At 67.5% G+C, this 16,752-nt stretch carries 16 protein-coding genes; 8 read left to right on the top strand and 8 right to left on the bottom strand.

Annotation, left to right across the window (positions count from 1 at the left end; translation table 11 throughout):
- Positions 1 to 152: 152 nt before the first annotated feature.
- The 7 genes from AC1DS0_RS09865 (at position 153) to AC1DS0_RS09835 (ending at position 7,643) form a co-directional block, all read left to right on the top strand.
- Complete coding sequence (locus tag AC1DS0_RS09865; protein ID WP_476814169.1) at positions 153 to 1,295, top strand: ABC transporter substrate-binding protein; 1,143 nt, start codon at positions 153 to 155, stop codon at positions 1,293 to 1,295.
- Positions 1,292 to 2,395 carry a FecCD family ABC transporter permease gene (locus tag AC1DS0_RS09860; protein WP_476814168.1) on the top strand — a complete coding sequence of 368 codons (1,104 nt, stop codon included), beginning with the start codon at positions 1,292 to 1,294 and terminating at the stop codon, positions 2,393 to 2,395. The genes AC1DS0_RS09865 and AC1DS0_RS09860 overlap by 4 nt, the downstream gene beginning before the upstream one ends.
- Entirely contained in the window at positions 2,392 to 3,189 is a 798-nt protein-coding gene (locus tag AC1DS0_RS09855; protein WP_476814442.1) for an ABC transporter ATP-binding protein, read from the top strand. The genes AC1DS0_RS09860 and AC1DS0_RS09855 overlap by 4 nt, the downstream gene beginning before the upstream one ends.
- A gap of 31 nt (positions 3,190 to 3,220) precedes the next feature.
- A complete protein-coding gene (locus tag AC1DS0_RS09850) occupies positions 3,221 to 4,015 on the top strand; it encodes a class I SAM-dependent methyltransferase (protein ID WP_476814167.1) in 795 nt (264 codons plus the stop codon).
- A gap of 163 nt (positions 4,016 to 4,178) precedes the next feature.
- On the top strand, positions 4,179 to 6,395 hold the full coding sequence (locus AC1DS0_RS09845; RefSeq protein ID WP_476814166.1) for a transglycosylase domain-containing protein: 2,217 nt from the start codon (positions 4,179 to 4,181) through the stop codon (positions 6,393 to 6,395).
- 28 nt (positions 6,396 to 6,423) lie between these two features.
- Positions 6,424 to 6,999 carry a DUF1214 domain-containing protein gene (locus AC1DS0_RS09840; protein ID WP_476814165.1) on the top strand — a complete coding sequence of 192 codons (576 nt, stop codon included), beginning with the start codon at positions 6,424 to 6,426 and terminating at the stop codon, positions 6,997 to 6,999.
- On the top strand, positions 6,996 to 7,643 hold the full coding sequence (locus tag AC1DS0_RS09835) for a hypothetical protein (RefSeq protein WP_476814164.1): 648 nt from the start codon (positions 6,996 to 6,998) through the stop codon (positions 7,641 to 7,643). Before AC1DS0_RS09840 ends, AC1DS0_RS09835 begins: the two co-directional genes overlap by 4 nt.
- A gap of 57 nt (positions 7,644 to 7,700) precedes the next feature.
- Here the strand turns inward: AC1DS0_RS09835 and AC1DS0_RS09830 are convergent, their stop codons facing one another.
- The 5 genes from AC1DS0_RS09830 to AC1DS0_RS09810 all read right to left on the bottom strand — a co-directional run bounded on the left by AC1DS0_RS09830 (position 7,701) and on the right by AC1DS0_RS09810 (position 12,399).
- Entirely contained in the window at positions 7,701 to 8,600 is a 900-nt protein-coding gene (locus tag AC1DS0_RS09830) for an amino acid ABC transporter substrate-binding protein (protein WP_476814163.1), read from the bottom strand.
- A gap of 63 nt (positions 8,601 to 8,663) precedes the next feature.
- Positions 8,664 to 9,971, bottom strand: a complete 1,308-nt coding sequence (locus AC1DS0_RS09825; RefSeq protein WP_476814162.1) for a dicarboxylate/amino acid:cation symporter — start codon at positions 9,969 to 9,971, stop codon at positions 8,664 to 8,666.
- 169 nt (positions 9,972 to 10,140) lie between these two features.
- The gene (gene corA, locus AC1DS0_RS09820) at positions 10,141 to 11,196 is read right to left on the bottom strand and encodes a magnesium/cobalt transporter CorA (protein WP_476814161.1); all 1,056 of its coding nucleotides are present in this window, start codon (positions 11,194 to 11,196) and stop codon (positions 10,141 to 10,143) included.
- Between the two features lie 132 nt (positions 11,197 to 11,328).
- Positions 11,329 to 12,123 (bottom strand): hypothetical protein, encoded by a 795-nt coding sequence (locus tag AC1DS0_RS09815; protein ID WP_476814160.1) that lies wholly within the window; start codon positions 12,121 to 12,123, stop codon positions 11,329 to 11,331.
- Positions 12,124 to 12,198: 75 nt separating this feature from the next.
- On the bottom strand, positions 12,199 to 12,399 hold the full coding sequence (locus AC1DS0_RS09810) for a hypothetical protein (protein ID WP_152016973.1): 201 nt from the start codon (positions 12,397 to 12,399) through the stop codon (positions 12,199 to 12,201).
- 178 nt (positions 12,400 to 12,577) lie between these two features.
- Between AC1DS0_RS09810 and AC1DS0_RS09805 the strand changes: the two genes are divergently transcribed.
- Entirely contained in the window at positions 12,578 to 13,702 is a 1,125-nt protein-coding gene (locus AC1DS0_RS09805; protein WP_476814159.1) for a hypothetical protein, read from the top strand.
- A gap of 3 nt (positions 13,703 to 13,705) precedes the next feature.
- Here AC1DS0_RS09805 and AC1DS0_RS09800 read toward each other — a convergent pair whose 3' ends face one another.
- The 3 genes from AC1DS0_RS09800 to AC1DS0_RS09790 form a co-directional block, all read right to left on the bottom strand.
- Positions 13,706 to 14,041, bottom strand: a complete 336-nt coding sequence (locus AC1DS0_RS09800; protein ID WP_476814158.1) for a DUF1491 family protein — start codon at positions 14,039 to 14,041, stop codon at positions 13,706 to 13,708.
- 118 nt (positions 14,042 to 14,159) lie between these two features.
- On the bottom strand, positions 14,160 to 14,702 hold the full coding sequence (locus AC1DS0_RS09795) for a hypothetical protein (protein WP_476814157.1): 543 nt from the start codon (positions 14,700 to 14,702) through the stop codon (positions 14,160 to 14,162).
- An 18-nt stretch (positions 14,703 to 14,720) separates the two neighbouring features.
- Complete coding sequence (locus AC1DS0_RS09790; RefSeq protein WP_476814156.1) at positions 14,721 to 16,544, bottom strand: sensor histidine kinase; 1,824 nt, start codon at positions 16,542 to 16,544, stop codon at positions 14,721 to 14,723.
- Between the last annotated feature and the right edge of the window lie 208 nt (positions 16,545 to 16,752).

The raw sequence follows: 16,752 nt of genomic DNA, 5'->3' as shown, positions 1-16,752 counted from the left end.
CATCCGCGACGACGGTCGGCGACCGATGGCGATCGCCATTTCTTATAGAGATTCTAATCTATACTTAGAGAAGTTATAATCTATGAAAATTGACCCAATACACGGTTCGTCCTAACGGGAAGAAGAATTCCCTCGCTCACGAGCCGTCTTCAATGCTGACCCGCCGACATCTTCTGCGCGCTTTTACCATCACCGCGGGCCTGACGGTGGCGGCCCTCCCCGCGCTGGCCGAGAAGGTCACCGTCACCGACATCGTCGGGCGCAAGGTCGAGGTCGAGGCGCCGGTCAAGCGGATCATCCTCGGCGAAGGCCGGCAGATGTACTTCGTCGGCGCGCTCGACAGGGACGAGCCGTTCAAGCGCGTCGTCGGCTGGCGCGACGATCTCGGCAAGGCCGATCCCGAGACCTTTCGCGCCTATGCGAAGCGCTATCCCGAGATCGCCAAGCTGCCGACCTTCGGCGGCATGAAGGAAGGCGCCTTCGACATCGAGCAGGCGATCGCGCTCAAGCCCGACGTGCTCTTCCTCAATATCGAGGCCAAGATCGCCAGCGACGAGGCCAAGCTGGTCGAGAAGCTCGCCTCGGTCGGCATCCCCGTCGTCTATGTCGACTTCCGCGAGAAGCCATTCGAGCACACCGAGCCGTCGATGCGCCTGATCGGCAAGCTCTTCGGCAAGGAGCAGGTCGCCGAGGAGTTCATCACGTTCCGCGCCGAGCAGATCAAGATCGTGACCGATCGTCTCGCCGGCGCCAAGGAGCTGAAGCGCCCGCTCGTCATGATCGAGCGCGCCGGCGGCTATTCCGATGATTGCTGCATGTCCTTCGGCAATGAGAATTTCGGCAAGATGGTCGACTTCGCCGGCGGCCGGAACCTGGCGACGCCGCTGATCCCCGGCACCTTCGGCACCGTCAATGCCGAGCAGATCGTCGCCTCCAATCCCGATGTCGTGATCGTCACCGGCAGCAATTGGGACGGCTATGTCCCGGGCGGCAACTGGGTCGGCCTCGGCTACGGCGCCGACATGACCGAGGCACGCCGCAAGCTGGCCAATCTGATGAAGCGTCCGGCCTTCACCCAGACGGCTGCGGTCAAGAACGGCCGCGTCCACGGCATCTGGCACCAGTTCTACAACAGCCCCTACCAGTTCGTGGCGATCCAGGAGATCGCGAAATGGCTGCACCCCGAGTTGTTCAAGGACGTCGATCCCGGCGCGACGATGAAGGTGCTGCACGAGCGCTTCCTGTCGCTGCCCTATGAGCCCGGCCTTTGGATCTCGCTCGAGGCGGGCAAATGAGCCTAGCGCCCGCCAGCGCCGACGACGTTGTGACGACGCCGGCAGAAGCGCCGCGGAGCACGGCCCAAGGGAGAGACGCCTATCGGGCGCTGGCGCTGCGCCGCAAGCTGATCCTCGCGGGCTTTGCCGCCGTGCTGCTGGCCTGCCTGATCGTCGACCTGATGCTTGGGCCCGCCCGCTACAGCGTGAGCGAGGTCGTCAACGCGCTGCTCTCGCCCTCGACCGCGCCGGCAGCCGTCCGGGTGGTGATCTGGGATATCCGCCTGCCGGTCGCGCTGATGGCGGTCGTCACCGGCGCCGCGCTCGCCATCGCCGGCGCGCAGATGCAGACCGTGCTGAACAACCCGCTCGCCAGCCCTTTCACGCTCGGCATCTCCGCTGCGGCGAGCTTCGGGGCGGCGCTGGCGCTTGTCTTCGGCGTCTCGATCGTGCCGCTCGCGATCGACTATGTCGTGCCGCTCAACGCCTTCATCATGGCGATGGGCGCTTCGCTGCTGATCCATCTGCTCAGCCAGCGCCGCGGCGTCACCACCGAGACGGTGGTGCTGCTCGGCATCGCGCTGGTCTTCACCTTCAACGCCCTGCTGGCACTGCTGCAGTTCTTCGCCTCCGAGCAGGCGCTAGGGGCCGTCGTGTTCTGGATGATGGGCTCGCTGACCAAGGCGAACTGGCACAAACTCGCCATCACCTCCACCGTGCTGCTGATCTGCATCCCGCTGTTCGCGCGCCGGGCCTGGGCGCTGACGACCTTGCGCCTCGGCGACGAGAAGGCGGCGAGCTTCGGCATCGACGTCCGCTATCTGCGGCTCGAGACCATGCTGCTCGTCGCCCTGCTCGCATCGGTCCCCGTCGCCTTCGTCGGCACGATCGGCTTCATCGGCCTGGTTGGCCCGCATATCGCCCGCATGGTGATCGGCGAGGACCAGCGCTTCTTCATGCCCGCATCCGCGCTCGCCGGCGCGGCCGTGCTCTCGGCTTCATCCGTGGTCAGCAAGTCGCTGATCCCCGGGCTGATCTTCCCGATCAGCATCGTCACCGCGCTGGTCGGGGTGCCGTTCTTCTTCAGCCTGATCCTGACCAGCCGGAAACGCTCATGGTGAAGCGCCTCGCACTCAGCGATGTCGGCGTTGCCTATGGCAAGCGCCAGATCCTTTCGGGGATCACGACGCCGACCATGACCGGCGGCGAGGTCGTCGCCGTAATCGGCCCCAACGCCGCCGGCAAGTCGAGCCTGTTCCGCCGCATCGCCGGGCTGATCCCGGGCGCCGGCAAGGTCCAGGTCGAAAGCACGACCGGCAAGACGCCCTGCTACCTGCCGCAGGATACTGCGGTGAACGCGGTGCTGACCGTCTATGAATCGATCCTGCTCGCCCGCAAGCAAGGCGGCTCCTGGGGCGTCGGCGACGACGAGCTCGCCGCGATCGACGAAGCCCTGCACGCGCTCGACATCGCCGATCTCGCCTTCCGCGGCCTCGGCGAGCTCTCGGGCGGCCAGCGCCAGCTCGTCTCGATCGCCCAGACCTTGGTGCGCCGGCCCGAGATCATGCTGCTCGACGAGCCGACCAGCGCGCTCGACCTGCACCGCCAGTTCGAGGTGCTGAGCCTCGTCGGCCGGCTGGCGCGCGAGCGGCAGATCTGCGTGCTGATCGCGATCCACGACCTCAACCAGGCGCTGCGCATCGCCGACAAGGTGATGGTGCTATCACAAGGGCGGCTCGCCGCCTTTGGCGACCCGCGCGAGATCATCACGCCGGCCCTGCTGGAAGACGTCTACGGCGTCGTCGCGCGGGTCGAGGCGAACGAAGGCGAGACGCCCTTCATCGTCGTCCACGGCTCCGCCCGCAGGCGCAGCCGCGGCGATACGCAGCTTGCTCCTGCCCAGGCAGCGGAATAACCCCCTCTCAGTTCAACCTGGCGAACCGCCGATGTCAGACAGCAGCCTCCAGACTGGTCTTTCCGCCCCTGGTGCCAACTACTCCCTCAAGGAGGAGATCCGGACCTATTGGTCCGGCCGGGCCGCCAGTTTCGACCAGCAGGTCGGCCACGCCATCAAGTCGGACGCCGAGCTCGCCGCCTTCCAGTCGCTGCTGCGGCAATCCTTCGGCGCGGAGCCGCGCGAGGTCCTCGATCTCGCCTGCGGCACCGGCGAGATCACCCGCGCCTTGCTCTCGCTCGGGCACAAGGTCACGGCACTCGACTTCTCCGAGGAGATGCTGGCCCGCGCCCGCGCCAAGCATGGCGACAAGGCTCGGATCCTCGCCGGCGATGCCGAGCGCCTGCTCGACGAGGACGGGACCTATGATGCGCTGGTGACCCGCCATCTGGTCTGGACGCTGACCGACCCGGAAGCGGCCTTCGCCGAATGGTTCCGGGTGCTGAAGCCCGGCGGCAAACTGCTCGTCATCGACGGCGACTGGATCAACCGCTCCTGGCTGCAGCAGATGCTGAACCGCGCCGCGACATTCCTGCGCGAACGCGCCGGCGCCGCCCCGCACGCGGCCGATCGCGACGCCTTCGACTCGATCACCAAGCGCTTCTTCTTCCGCGACGGCCTGAGCTTCGAGCGGCTGGGCACGATGCTGCGCCAGGCCGGTTTCGCCCGCATCGAGGCAGCCGATTATGCGCAGGTGGTCCGGGCGCAGCAGCGCAACGCCGCCCTGCACGACGCGCTCCGGCTGGCCTCCTCGACCCGCTTCGCAGTGCTCGCGACCAAGGGCTGACCGACTACTCGGCGGCACACCCATTTTGCCGTGCAGCCGGACCACCGCCCTCTTCCGTTGCCGGCCCCGAGCTCTTACCTTCTGAGATCGGGCATGGCCTTCGCCGGCCGGTCCGGGACACCGCGGACGCGCGCCCGCGGCAGGCTCAGGATGCCGCACGACCGTGATCGAGTTCCGGAAAGCGAGCTGGACGACCCGTCTCAAGCGCCTCGCGCTGAGCGCCGACTCGTGGATCGACGCCTCGCTCTACGCGGCCGGCCACCGCGCCGGCGAGATCTATGAACGCATCCGCAGCATCACCGACCGGCTGACTGTCAGCGGCCCGAAACGGCTCGCGGCCGAATTCGCCAGCGAGGGCCTGAACGTCGGTATCGCCGGCGCGATCGTGATGCTGATGCTGGCGATCCCCGCCTTCCGCGAAGGGCGCGAGGAGGCGCTGAAGAACCAGGTCTTCGCCGTCACCTTCCTCGACCGCTACGGCTCCGAGATCGGCCATCGCGGCGCCCGCCATGATGATTCGCTGAAGCTCGAGGAATTCCCCGATCACCTGCTCAAGGCGGTGCTCGCGACCGAGGACCGGCGCTTCTACGACCATTTCGGCATCGACGTGATCGGCACCTTCCGGGCGATCACCGTCAACGCCCGCGCCTCGGGCGTGGTCCAGGGCGGCTCCTCGCTGACGCAGCAATTGGCCAAGAACCTGTTCCTCAACAACGAGCGCTCGCTCGACCGCAAGATCAAGGAAGCCTTCCTCTCGCTCTGGCTGGAATACCGGCTCACCAAGAACGAGATCCTGAAGCTCTATCTCGACCGCGCCTATATGGGCGGCGGCACGTTTGGCGTCGTGGCGGCGGCCGAATACTATTTCGGCAAATCGGTGAAGAATGTCACGCTGGCGGAGGCGGCCATGCTCGCCGGCCTGTTCAAGGCGCCGACCAAGTTTGCGCCGCATGTCAACCTGCCGGCGGCACGGGCGCGCGCCAACGACGTGCTGAACGCCATGGTCGATGCCGGCTTCATGACCGCCGGCCAGGTCGACTCGGCCCGGCGCAACCCGGCAACGCCGATCGATCGCAAGCGCGATTCCAGCCCGGACTACTATCTCGACTGGGCCTTCGACGAGATCCGCAAGCTCGCGGATGACGGCAAGCTCGGCCCCGAGCGAGTGCTGACGGTCAAGACTCCGCACGATCCGGCCATCCAGAAGCGCGCCGACGAGGCGGTCGAGTCGATCCTGCGCCAGCATGGGCCGGCCTATCGCGCCAGGCAGGCGGCGGCGGTGATCATGGATCCGGACGGGGCGGTGCGCGCCATCGTCGGTGGGCGCGACTATGGCGTGAGCCAGTTCAACCGGGCGACATCGAGCCTGCGCCAGCCCGGCTCGTCCTTCAAACCATACGTCTATGCAGCGGCGATGAGCGCCGGGCTCTACAAGCCGACCACTGTTGTCACCGACCGGCCGGTCTGCATCGGCAACTGGTGCCCGAACAATTACGGGCGCTCCTATGCCGGCTCGATGCCGCTGACGGTGGCGCTGGCGAAGTCGATCAATACGATCCCGGTTCAGATGTCGATCGCGATCGGCAAGGCGACCGGCGAGACGCACGAGGCCCGCGCCGCCCGCATCGGCCGGATGAAGATCGTCGAGACCTGCCGCGCCATGGGCCTGACCACGCCGCTGACCGACACGGTCTCGCTGCCGATCGGCGCCGGCGAGGTTACCGTGATCGAACAGGCCGCCGGCTATGCCGTCTTCGCCAGTGGCGGCAAGCGAGCCAAGCCCTATGCCGCCTTCGACATCCGCAACTCGGCCGGCGAGGAGATCTATCGCCACGACCGCGACGAGCCGGCGCCCGCGCAGGTGCTGAGCACGCAGGTCGCCTTCGAGATGAACCAGATGCTCTCGACCGTTCCGACGGCTGGCACCGGCCGGCGCGCCGCGCTCGACGGCGTCGTCAGCGCCGGCAAGACCGGCACGACCAATGGCTACAAGGACGCCTGGTATGTCGGCTACACCGGCAACCTCGTCGGCGCGGTCTGGTTCGGCAACGACGATTCCTCCGAGACCAACAACATGACCGGCGGTTCGCTGCCGGCGATGACCTGGAAGGAGATCATGGCCTTCGCGCATCAGGGCATCGAGCTGAAGCCGATCCCGGGGGTGACGCCGCAACCGGGCGACGCCAAGGTAGCAGCGGCCAAGGCCACCGACCCTGCCGCCGCGGCACGGGCCAGCGCCGGTCATATGCCACGCAAATCCTTCGAGGTGCTCTCCTCGGTCGGCGCGATGTTCAAGGCGGTCGAGGTTCCCCGGACGGCCCGGGCTTCCGTCCAGGTCGGGGCCCGCGACGCCGCGCGCGGCCTCACCGCCATACGCTGACTGCCATCATGCGGACCCGGATCGTTCCATGCGCGTCCTCCCGCTGGCCTATGTGATCGCGCTCGGGGCCGGCCTCGGCCTTGTCTCCGCCCGCTATGCAGTGGCGGAGCGGCCCTGGTTCGGCCGCGCCCAGGTCGGCGCCTGGACGAGCTGGCCGAAAAGCGGCGCGCGCGACATCGATCCCTATATGCGGGCCTATCTGGCGCGCGGCGTGCACTTGCCGCTCGGCGCCGGCGAGGGACTGGAGCTGATCGCCGGAGAGGATGACGGCGGGCAGGCGCTCGATGCGCGCTGCCGCTATCTTGTCAGCGGAGCGACACCGCCGGCGCGCGGCTGGTCGCTCGGCGTCGCCGACCCGAGGGGCCGGCACCTGCAACTGCCGATCGAGCGCGAGAGCTTCACCGACGCCGAGATCGTGCGCGGCGAGCGCGGCGGCATGCGCATCGTGCTGGCGACGACGCCCGAGACCGGCAATTGGCTGCCCCTGCCGGCAGAAGGGCGCTTCCAGCTGCGCCTGCGCCTCTACGACACGCCGATCTCGAGCCATGCCGGCGAGCTCAGGCCCGACACCCTGCCCCGCATCACCAGGGTCGATTGCCGGTGAGCGCGATCGACGACAGCCTGATGGTACCGGCCGCGGCGCCCCTCCCCGCCTGCGCAGGCGCGCCGCGCCGTTTTCTGGCGCGCCTGGGCAGCGGCCTCCTGCGGTTCGCGCTGCTGACCCTGGCCGGGCTGCTGCTCGCCGGCATCGTCCACATCGTCACCGTACTGCGCATCCCGGCCCTGGCCACACATGACGCGGCCACGGTCTATGCCGCGCTCGGCGCCAACGGCCGCGCCGAGCTGGTGACGCCGCCACCTGCGGGTTTGCCGGCCATCCTCGACGGCGATCCCAACAGCGTCGCGGCGGTGTGCAGCTACGATCTTTCGGCGGGGCCCTTGCGCGTCGTGGCGCGCACCGGCTCCCTGCCGCTCGGCCTCACCGTCCATCGCCGCGGCGGCGGCGTCGCCTATGCGATCACAGATCGGGCTGCGATCCGCGGCGTGCTCGAATTCGTGGTGATGACGCAGGAGCAGCTCGACGAGCGTCTGGCCAATGACGAGGAAGGCGAGACCTCGCGGGAACTCCGGGTGGTCTCGCCGTCGCTGCAAGGGCTCGTCGTCGCCAGGGTGGTCGTTCGCCGCGCCTTCGACCGCAGCGAGGCGGAAGCACAGGCGACCGGCGTCGCCTGCGGGCTGGCGGATTAGTCTTTAGTTTCACGCAATTCCGGACGCAAAACCGCTACGCACTTTTGCTGGAATTGCTCAGTCCGGCTTCGCGCTCAGCGTTCCAAAGAGCGATTCGAGCTGCGCGCTCATCGGCAGGCGCAGGCGCTCGCCGCCCGGCAGCTTGTGCATGAACCAGCGATTATAGCTGTGCTCGAGCTCGCGGCTTTCGGCGATGCTGCGGAACATCCTGTCGACCAGGGCCGCCATCGCCGGATCGTCGCGACGGAACATGATGCCGTAGGGGTCGTAGGAGAGGAAATCGCCGACGACCATCACCTTGTCCTCGGCCTTGGCGCGCGCGATCATGCCGTAGAGCAGGATGTCGTCGCCGGCATAGGCATCGGCCTTGCCGGCCATGAACTGCGCGAAGGACTGATCATGGTCCGGCGTGGTGACGATCGTGGCGCCGGTCTTGAAGCGCGCCTGAAGATCGTTCATCGCCTTCTCATTGGTGGTGCCGGCGGTCACGACCACGGTCTTCCCGTTGAGATCGCGGAAGGAGCGGATGCCGGCATCCTTGCGGACCATGAGCTTGGTGCCGGCAACGAAGGTCACCGGCGAGAAGGCTGCGATCGCCTGCCGCTCGCGATTCTGCGTGGTCGAACCACATTCGAGGTCGATCTCGCCTTTGGTGAGCGCGTCGAAGCGCGAGGCCGAGGTCACCGGAACCCATTTCAGCTGAAGTTCGCGGCCGAGCTCGTCGCTCATCGCATCGACGATCAGCCGGCAGAGATCGATCGAATAGCCGATCGGCTCGCGCCTGGCGTCGAGATAGGAGAAGGGGAACGAGGCCTCGCGATAGCCGATGGTCACCGCCCCGGCATCGCGCGCCTTCTTCAGCGTACCGGTGAGCGCATTCGACTGGGTCTGCGCCGAGGCCGCAGCCCCGACGAGGCACCCGAACACGGCGATCAGGCCGACAAAGAGCCGTCGCATCGTCGCTCCTTTCGGGCGGCCGCCATGGCCGCCCCGTAATCCCCGGGATGAGCGGCTTCCGGATCAGGCAGCCTGCCCGGCAAGAGCGGCCGAAGCTCCGGCGGCAGCCGGATCGTCGACCGGCTCGCCGAGCTGCCCCTCCCATTTGGCGACGCTCGCCACGGCGATCGAATTGCCGACGGCGTTGGTGGCGGAGCGCCCCATGTCGAGAAACTGGTCGACGCCCATGATCAGCAGCAGCCCGGCTTCGGGGATGTTGTACTGGTTCAAGATCGCGGCGATGACGACCAGCGAGGCGCGCGGCACGCCGGCCATGCCCTTCGAGGTCAGCATGAGCAGCAGCATCATCGAGATCTGCGTGCCCCAGGACAATTCGATGCCGTAGGCCTGGGCGATGAACAGCACGGCGAAGGTGCAGTACATCATGCTGCCGTCGAGGTTGAAGGAATAGCCCATCGGCAGCATGAAGCTGGAGATCTTGCGGCTGACGCCGAAGCGGTCGAGCGCCTCCAGCATCTTCGGATAGGCCGCCTCCGAGCTCGCCGTCGAGAAGGAGATCAGGAACGGCTCCTTGACCAGGCTGACGAGCCTGGCAACGCTCGGCCCCAGGATCAGGAAGCCGACGAGGATCATCAGCCCCCAGAGCACGAACAGGCCGAGATAGAACGAGCCCATGAACTTGGCGAAGGTGACGAGGATGCTGAGCCCCTGGGTGGTGATGGTCGAAGCGACGGCGGCGAACACCGCGATCGGCGCGAAATACATCACCATGCCGGTGATCTTCAGCATCAGATGGGCCATCTGATCGATCATCTCGGTCAGGGCCTTGCCGGTCTCGCCCATCGAGGCGAGCGCGACGCCGGCGAAGAGCGAGAACACCACGATCTGCAGGATCTCGTTGGTGGCGAGCGCCTCGGCGACCGATTTCGGCACCAGATGGGTGATGAAATCCTTCAGCGTGAAGGAGGAGGTCTTGAGATTGGTCGCAGCGCCGACATCCGGCAGCGGCAGGCCGATATTGTGACCGGGCTGGAGAAGGTTCGCCAGGATGAGCCCAAGCGCCAGCGAGATCAGCGAGGCGACCATGAACCAGCCCAGCGCCTTGATGCCGACACGGCCGATCGAGGAGGTGTCGCCCATATGGGCGATGCCGACGATCAGGGTCGTGAGCACCAGCGGGCCGATGATCATCTTGATCAGCCGCAGGAACACGGTGGTGATGATGTTGATGTTGTCGGCGATCTGCCCGGCGACCTTCGGGTCAGGGTAGTTCGTGTTGCACATATAGCCGACGATGACGCCGAGGATCATGCCGATCAGCACGTACATGGTGATCGGTGGCCGTTTCTTGGTTTCCGCCGCGGCTGCCATTGTCTCGCTCCCTCATGCCAAGGTCAGCAATGCAGTGCCCGCCGGCGCGCCTATCGGCGTAGCCGGCCGATCACAACCAGAAGGTTCAACTTGCAGTATCCGATGTCAATGACGCGCATCTCGGCGCGTCGTCTGGCCGGACCATCGAAAGGGCGCGATATCGCCGCCATCAAAGCCAGCCATTGCGCTTGAAGCGCCAGAAGAGCGTCAGGCAGGCAGTGACGATGAAGCCGAGGACGATGTAGTAGCCGTAATGCATCTCCAGTTCCGGCATGTTCTTGAAGTTCATGCCGTAGATGCCGGCGACCGCCGTCGGCACCGCGAGAATGGCCGCCCAGGAGGCGAGCCGCTTGGTGATGGAATTCTCCTGGCTCTGGCCGACGAGCAGGCTCGCCTCGAAGGCGAAGGCGAGCACCTCGCGCAGGCTGTCGATCTTCTCCTGCACGGTGCGGACATGGTCGGTCACGTCGCGGAACATCGGCGCCAGCGTCGGGCGAACCTGCAGCACGCTGCCATTGGTCAGGCGCTGGCAGACGTCGACGAGCGGGCCGACCGCGTTGCGCAGGCGCAAGAGGTCGCGCCTGAGCATGTAGAGCCGCTCGATGTCGCTGCGCGCCATCGGCCTGGCGAGGATCTTGTCCTCGATCTCCTCGACCTCGTCATGGATCGCCTCGAGCACCGGCATGTAATTGTCGACGATGAAATCGAGGATGGCGTAGAGGATGAAGTCCTCGCCCTTGGCCAGCGAGGTCGGGCAGGTCTCCCAATGCTGCCGGACCGACGTGTACGAGGTCGAGGCGCCGTGCCGGACGCTGACGATATAGCCACGGCCGATGAAGATGTGCGTCTCGCCGAAGGCGATGCGCTTGTCGACCATCTGGGCGGTGCGGGCGACGACGAAGAGCGCGTCGCCATATTGCTCGAGCTTCGGCCGCTGATGGGCGTTGGTCGCGTCCTCGACAGCGAGCGGATGCAGGTTGAACTGCTGCTGCACGCATTTGAGCAGTGCAGCCTCCGGCTCGAACAGCCCGATCCAGACGACATGGCCGTCCTTGCGGGACCATTCTCCGGCTTCCTCGACCGGAATGTCGGCGACGCGCACGCCATGGGCGTAGACGCTCGACGCGATGACACCGGCCTCATGGCGATGGCCATGATCGACGGGTGGATCGGAGGGCGCTTCCGCTGCGGCCGAAGCTGCGAACCTGATTTGCGTCACTGACATGCGATCCCCCACCGATCGCCGGCTCATGATCGGCAGGCTAGACCCAATGTGCGGGAGATGGGAACCATTTTTCGCAACACGGGACGACGAGGCCTTCGACCAATCGAAGGGCAGGCCTCCGGCGACCGGCCACTAGCCCTTGTAGACGACGGGAGCGCGCGGCGGCGCGCCCTCGCCCTTGCCGCCGAAGACGCCGATCAGCGGCAGGTTGCAGGCGGGGCCGAGCTCGCTCTCCATGCCCATGATGGCGCGCTCGGCCCGGATTGCCTCGCGCGAAGGCATTTCGACAACCAGATTGTCGAGCGAGAAGCGATAGCTCTTCAGCCTGAAGCGCGCCCGCTCGCAAACCCAGAGCATCAGCCCTTCGTTCTCGGCGACGCGCTGGGCGGCCGAATCGCGCTGTTCGGGCGACACCTGCTGCGAAGCGTCGAGGACGCGCAGGCGTGCGCGGTCGGCATTGATGACGCGCAAGGCGTTGGCGCGGAACTGGCCGAGCAGCAGCCGGTCGCCATTGGCGTCCTCGCCCAGGCGATTGTAGCGCGAGGCCTGCGAGGCGAAGGAGCCCGAGGTCAAAGCGCGGTGATAAGCGGAGACATCGTTCGATTGCGCCTCGACGGGCAGGATGCGGGCATGGGCAAGCTTCGAGACCTCCCGGTCGAAATGGCTGCGCTCATGCGCGGGCAGGACGAGCCGCCAGGCGCGAGCCCGCAACTGCTCCTCGTCGTCCGTCAGGTGGAACCAGGATGAGGCCTCGCCGCGAAAGCGCGCACTCCAGTCGCCGATCGCCGGCGCGATCTTGTCGGCGAGGATGTTGGGGCGGGGCCGGCCGAGATCGCCCGTGGTCGAGCAGCCGGCGAGCAGAAGGCAGGACAACGCCGCCGTGACGACCGAGTGGGATACGAAAAAGTGGGAACCGGTTTTTCGCATGAATCCCACTCGAACTCTCAAACGAGGATCGCGATGATTTTGGATCGATCCAAGATCATCGTGATCCGAAAGCCTTCACCCGGGACGCCTGCGCCGTGTCTCGCGCTCACCGCGGCCGGCAGGGCGCGGGCGCCGGGGCGGCTTGCTCGTGGCCGGCTCGTGCTGGCGCTCGTAGCGCACGCCGGTGAAGAACAGGATCTGGCCGAACGGGCCCGCCGCTGCGGTCCCCTGGCTGGCTGAGCGCCTGCGCGGCGCGAAAGGAATGACGTCTGCCATGATGCGCCTCCCTTGCTGGCGCCTGCGCCCAATTCGCCGATAACGCGGAAGCCGGATAGCCGCTGGCACAAACCGCGCCAGCCATCCTCAAGATCATCAAGCGCCATCATGGTTAACGCCGTGCTAACGCATCGGGGATAAGTTTCGCAAAAGTGCAGTTCGCCGACGAGAATCGCCCATGCCGTCCCGCATCGCCACAGACCTTGCCGAACTCGCCAGGCTGGCCAGCGATGGCGGCCTCGACCTGCGCCAGGTCGCGCTGCGGGTGAAGACCGATCTGCTCCTGGCGACGCCCAGCCCCTCTCCGGAGGACATGGACGCCTTCCGCGCCATGGCCAAGGCCCTGATTCCCGTGGTCGACGAGGCGACGGCGACGATCCTCGCCCGCAAGCTCGCGAGCTGGCCGCATGCACCGCGCGAGGTGCTCGCTGCCTTGCGCGACCGCGGAGGCGAGGTGCTGGCCGCGCTGATCAAGCATGACATGCCGCTCAGCACGACCGAGATCGAGGAGATCGCGGACGAAGGCGATGACGAGGCCAGGACCGCCCTCGCCGGCCGGCGCGACCTGACCAATAGCGCCAGCATCGCACTCGCCGGCTGCGACAGCGCGGAGATCGATGCGGCACTGGTCGCGAACGGGGCTACATCGCTGCCCCATGCCGCGCTCGACCTGCTGCTGCCGCGCGCGGTGGGCACGCCGGCTCTCGGCGCTGCCTTGTTGGCACGGGCGGATCTGCCCGCGTCGGAGCTGACGCCGCTCTTCCTGCAGGCGAGCCTGGAAAAGCGTCTCGCCATGATCGACGCCGTCACGGCCCACGAGGCTCTGGCGCCTTCGCCACGCCCGGCGATGCTCCCCGGCGAGCAGCTCTCCGCTCTGATCGCGACGGCGCTCTCCGACCGACACAACGCCTTCACTGCGCTGGCGGACGCCTTCGGCGGCGATGCGCGCTTCGCGACGGCGATGGCGAACGATGCGTCCCGTCAGCTTGCGGCCTTGGCGCTGATCGGCTGCGGAGCAGCCCCTGAGGATGCAACGCGCTTCCTGATCGGCCTCGGCGACGATGCTGCCCGCTCGGTCGAGCGCATCTTCGCGCTGGTCGAGCTGATGCGGGCGCTGCAGCCGGCGGTGGCTCGCCGGCTCGCCCAGCAGATCGGCGGGATCGCGCCGCGCAGTGCCCGCTCCGGCGTCTTGCAGCCAGCCATGGATCCCAGCGGCACCTCGGCCCGTCCTGGCGCCGAGCGGGCGCCGGTTCGCGGCATCGTTCAGGAGGTCAGGCGCAGGCTCGGCGGCAGCGCTGACTGAGCGCTAGCTTTCGACGATGTCGAGGCGCGCATCGCCAGCGCGGCTCTCGATCTCGACCAGCCAGAGATCGCTGTCGAAGCGGACCTCGCGCTCGACACGATCCTCGATCGCAAGCGGATCGGCATCGAGCACGAGCTGGAAGCGCCGCGCGCCGGCCTCGTCCGCCAGCGCCTGCGGCGCCGGGCCATAGAGCGCCGCGGTACCGTCCAATCGGTCGAGCTTGACGAAGATCGCGCCGGCTTCGCGCGCGCCGCGTCGGCGCAGCACCGCGACGAGCCCGTCATGCGCAGCCTGGCGCAGATAGGCCGAGACCCAGAAATCGCTGGTCAGGCGTGGCAAGGCCGGCCCTCGCGGGACTGAGAATGTCCGCGCTTCTCCGAAGCGCGGACATTCTCAGTCTTCTTGTTCTGTCGCATTTTCTTCACGCGAACCGGCCGCCACTTCGCTCGGAAATGCTCTAGCGCCGCTGGCCCTTGATGTCTGCCGGCGGGCGGATGTCACCGCCGTTGATCAGGTCCGCGATCGGATCGCGTGCCGCCGGCTGGGCAGCGGGAGCCGGACGTGCCGGGGCTGGCGCCGCCTGGGCCTGACGCTGCTGGGCGGGCGCAACCGGTGCCGGTGGGCGCGGCGCCGCGTCACGAGCGGCCGGTGCCAGGGTGCCGGGCCGCGCCGGCGGCATCACCGCCTGCGGAGCGGGTGCGGGCTCGGCGACGACCGGCGTCTCGACGCGGCGCTGTTCTGCCGGTCGCGCGGCCGATTGCGAAGGCGGCGACAGCATCGGGGCGGGATGGCGGCCCTTCTGGAACAACACCGCGTTCAGGACGATCAGCACCGACGCCGCCGCGAACAGCAGCACGATGAAGCCCCGGCCCGGACGGCGGACGAACCAGCGCAGCAGCCGCGCCGGCATCGACGGCGCGGCGCGTCGGCCGGCCGGGCGGCGAACAGGCATCGACAGCGTCGCATCGGAGCGGGCACGGGCGGCAAGCGTGGCTGACATGGGTCTTGAGCTCTCGGGTCAGGCGGTCAGACGAACGGGTTGCTTGGTGTCGAGGCCGCGGCGCGGGGCGCGGGCGAAGGTCGCGATGCGGGCCGGCTCGCTCGCGGCGGCGACGCCGCCGATCGGCAGGCGCACGCCGACGCGGGTGCCGATGCCCGGCGCGCTCTCGATGGTGAGCGTGCCGCCATGCAGGCCGACAAGGCCGCGCACCACCGAGAGGCCGAGGCCGGTGCCGTCATGAGCGCGGTCGTAGGACGATTTGGCCTGGAAGAAGGGATCACCCAGCCGCGGCAGGTCGGTGGCGGCGATGCCGATGCCCGTATCGGAAACCGAGAGGTCGATCATGCCACCATCGCGCACCAGAGCGAGCGTGACGCGTCCACCGGGCGGCGTGAACTTGATCGCGTTCGAGAGCAGGTTGAGCATCACCTGCTTGAGTGCGCGCCGGTCGCCAAGCAGCTGCGGCAGGTCCGGACCAACGACGCGTTCGAGCGCGACCGTGCCGCTGCCGGCCTTGAGCGCGACGACGTTGCAGCAATCCTCGGCGAGCTCGGCCATATCGAGCGCATCCTGCTCGATCGTCATCGCGCCGCTCTCGATCTTCGAGACGTCGAGCAGCGTATTGACCACATCGAGCAAGTGCTGCCCGGAATCATGGATGATCCTGGCGTATTCCTGACGCTGCGCCTGGCTGAACGAAACCGCGAGATCGCCGCTCAGCATCTCCGAAAAGCCGATGATGGCGTTGAGCGGGGTGCGCAGCTCATGGCTGACCGTCGCCAGGAACTGGCCCTTGACGTCGCTCGACTTGACCGCTTCGACGCGATTGCGCTCGCGCTCCTCGTCGATCGCATGCCGGTCGGTGACGTCGCGGCTGACGCAGACGACGGCGGCGGCGCCATGCGGGCCGGACTGCTCGATGCGCCGGGCGCTGAGGTCGAGCCAGCGGACGACCGGGCTCGCATTGGCGCGCCCATCGGCTCCCGCCGGGACGAAGAGGACACGGAAGCAGGCGCTGGCCCGGCCACTGCCATGAGCGGCATCGCTCAGCGCCTTCAGGAAAAGCGGCCTGTCGGCAATGTGGACGCGCTCGAACAGGCCGCGGCCGAAGAGTCCCGCGGGCTCGGCTCCGGTCAGGTTGCGGGCAGCCTCGTTGGCGAAGACGACGGCGCCGGCCGCATCATGCCAGGTGACGAGATCGCCGACATGCTCGAGCATCAGCCGAGCCCGCGCATCGGAAGCCCGGTGCTCACGCAATTCGTCGTCGCGGCGATAGAGGAAACCGACCGTGATCAGCGCCGCGTGCAGGATCGCGACGGCGGCGAAGACGGGCATCGCCTGCCAGGTCCAGGATGCCGGCTCCGCGAGCATCCCGGTTCCCTGCAAGGCGACGACGACGCCAAGACCGATCACCGCGAGCGCACTGGCGCGCGCCACATAGGGCCGGGAGCCGAAGAACATCGCTTCGGCGGGGACCGCGGCCAGCCAGAGCAGCAGCGGCGAGGCAGCGCCCCCGGTCAGGCAGGCGAGCGTGGTGACCAGCAAGGTCAGGGCGGCGCCGGACAGGCAATGCGCGAGATCGAGCCGGCCAGTGCGAGAGAGGAGGAACACGGCCAGCAGCGGCATCGCCATGGCAACGAGCACGAGCAGTTCGAGCGCGCCGATGCGGCCGCGCCAGGCGATATAGGCCGGCATCAGGCTGAGCGCCGCGACCGAAGCGGCCAGCCTGCTCAGCATGAAGCGCTCATGACGCATGCGCTCGAGCGAATCGGCCAGCGCCGATGGATGGACCATCGCCGCGACCTGCGCCCTCACCGCCGTCATCAAACTGGAAAACCGCAAACGCGCACCTCTGCCGGTCGTCGGCGCTTTCGCCTCGCCGTGTTGAGCCGATCCTCGCGGCTCCCGTTTAAGCGGGGCTTAAAGCGACGGAGCCGGAAACCTGGCGCTTCTATGGCAAAGGCAGAAATAGCTTTTGTTTTTCAACAAATTGCACAGGTCGCCACACACTTGCCGAGGCTAAGCTGTTGTTCGCGGCAAGGTGAATGGA

Source organism: Allobosea sp. P4_H5, assembly GCF_056400825.1.
Note: the sequence above shows the minus strand (reverse complement) of the source record. Positions and strands in the feature narration are given on the sequence as shown.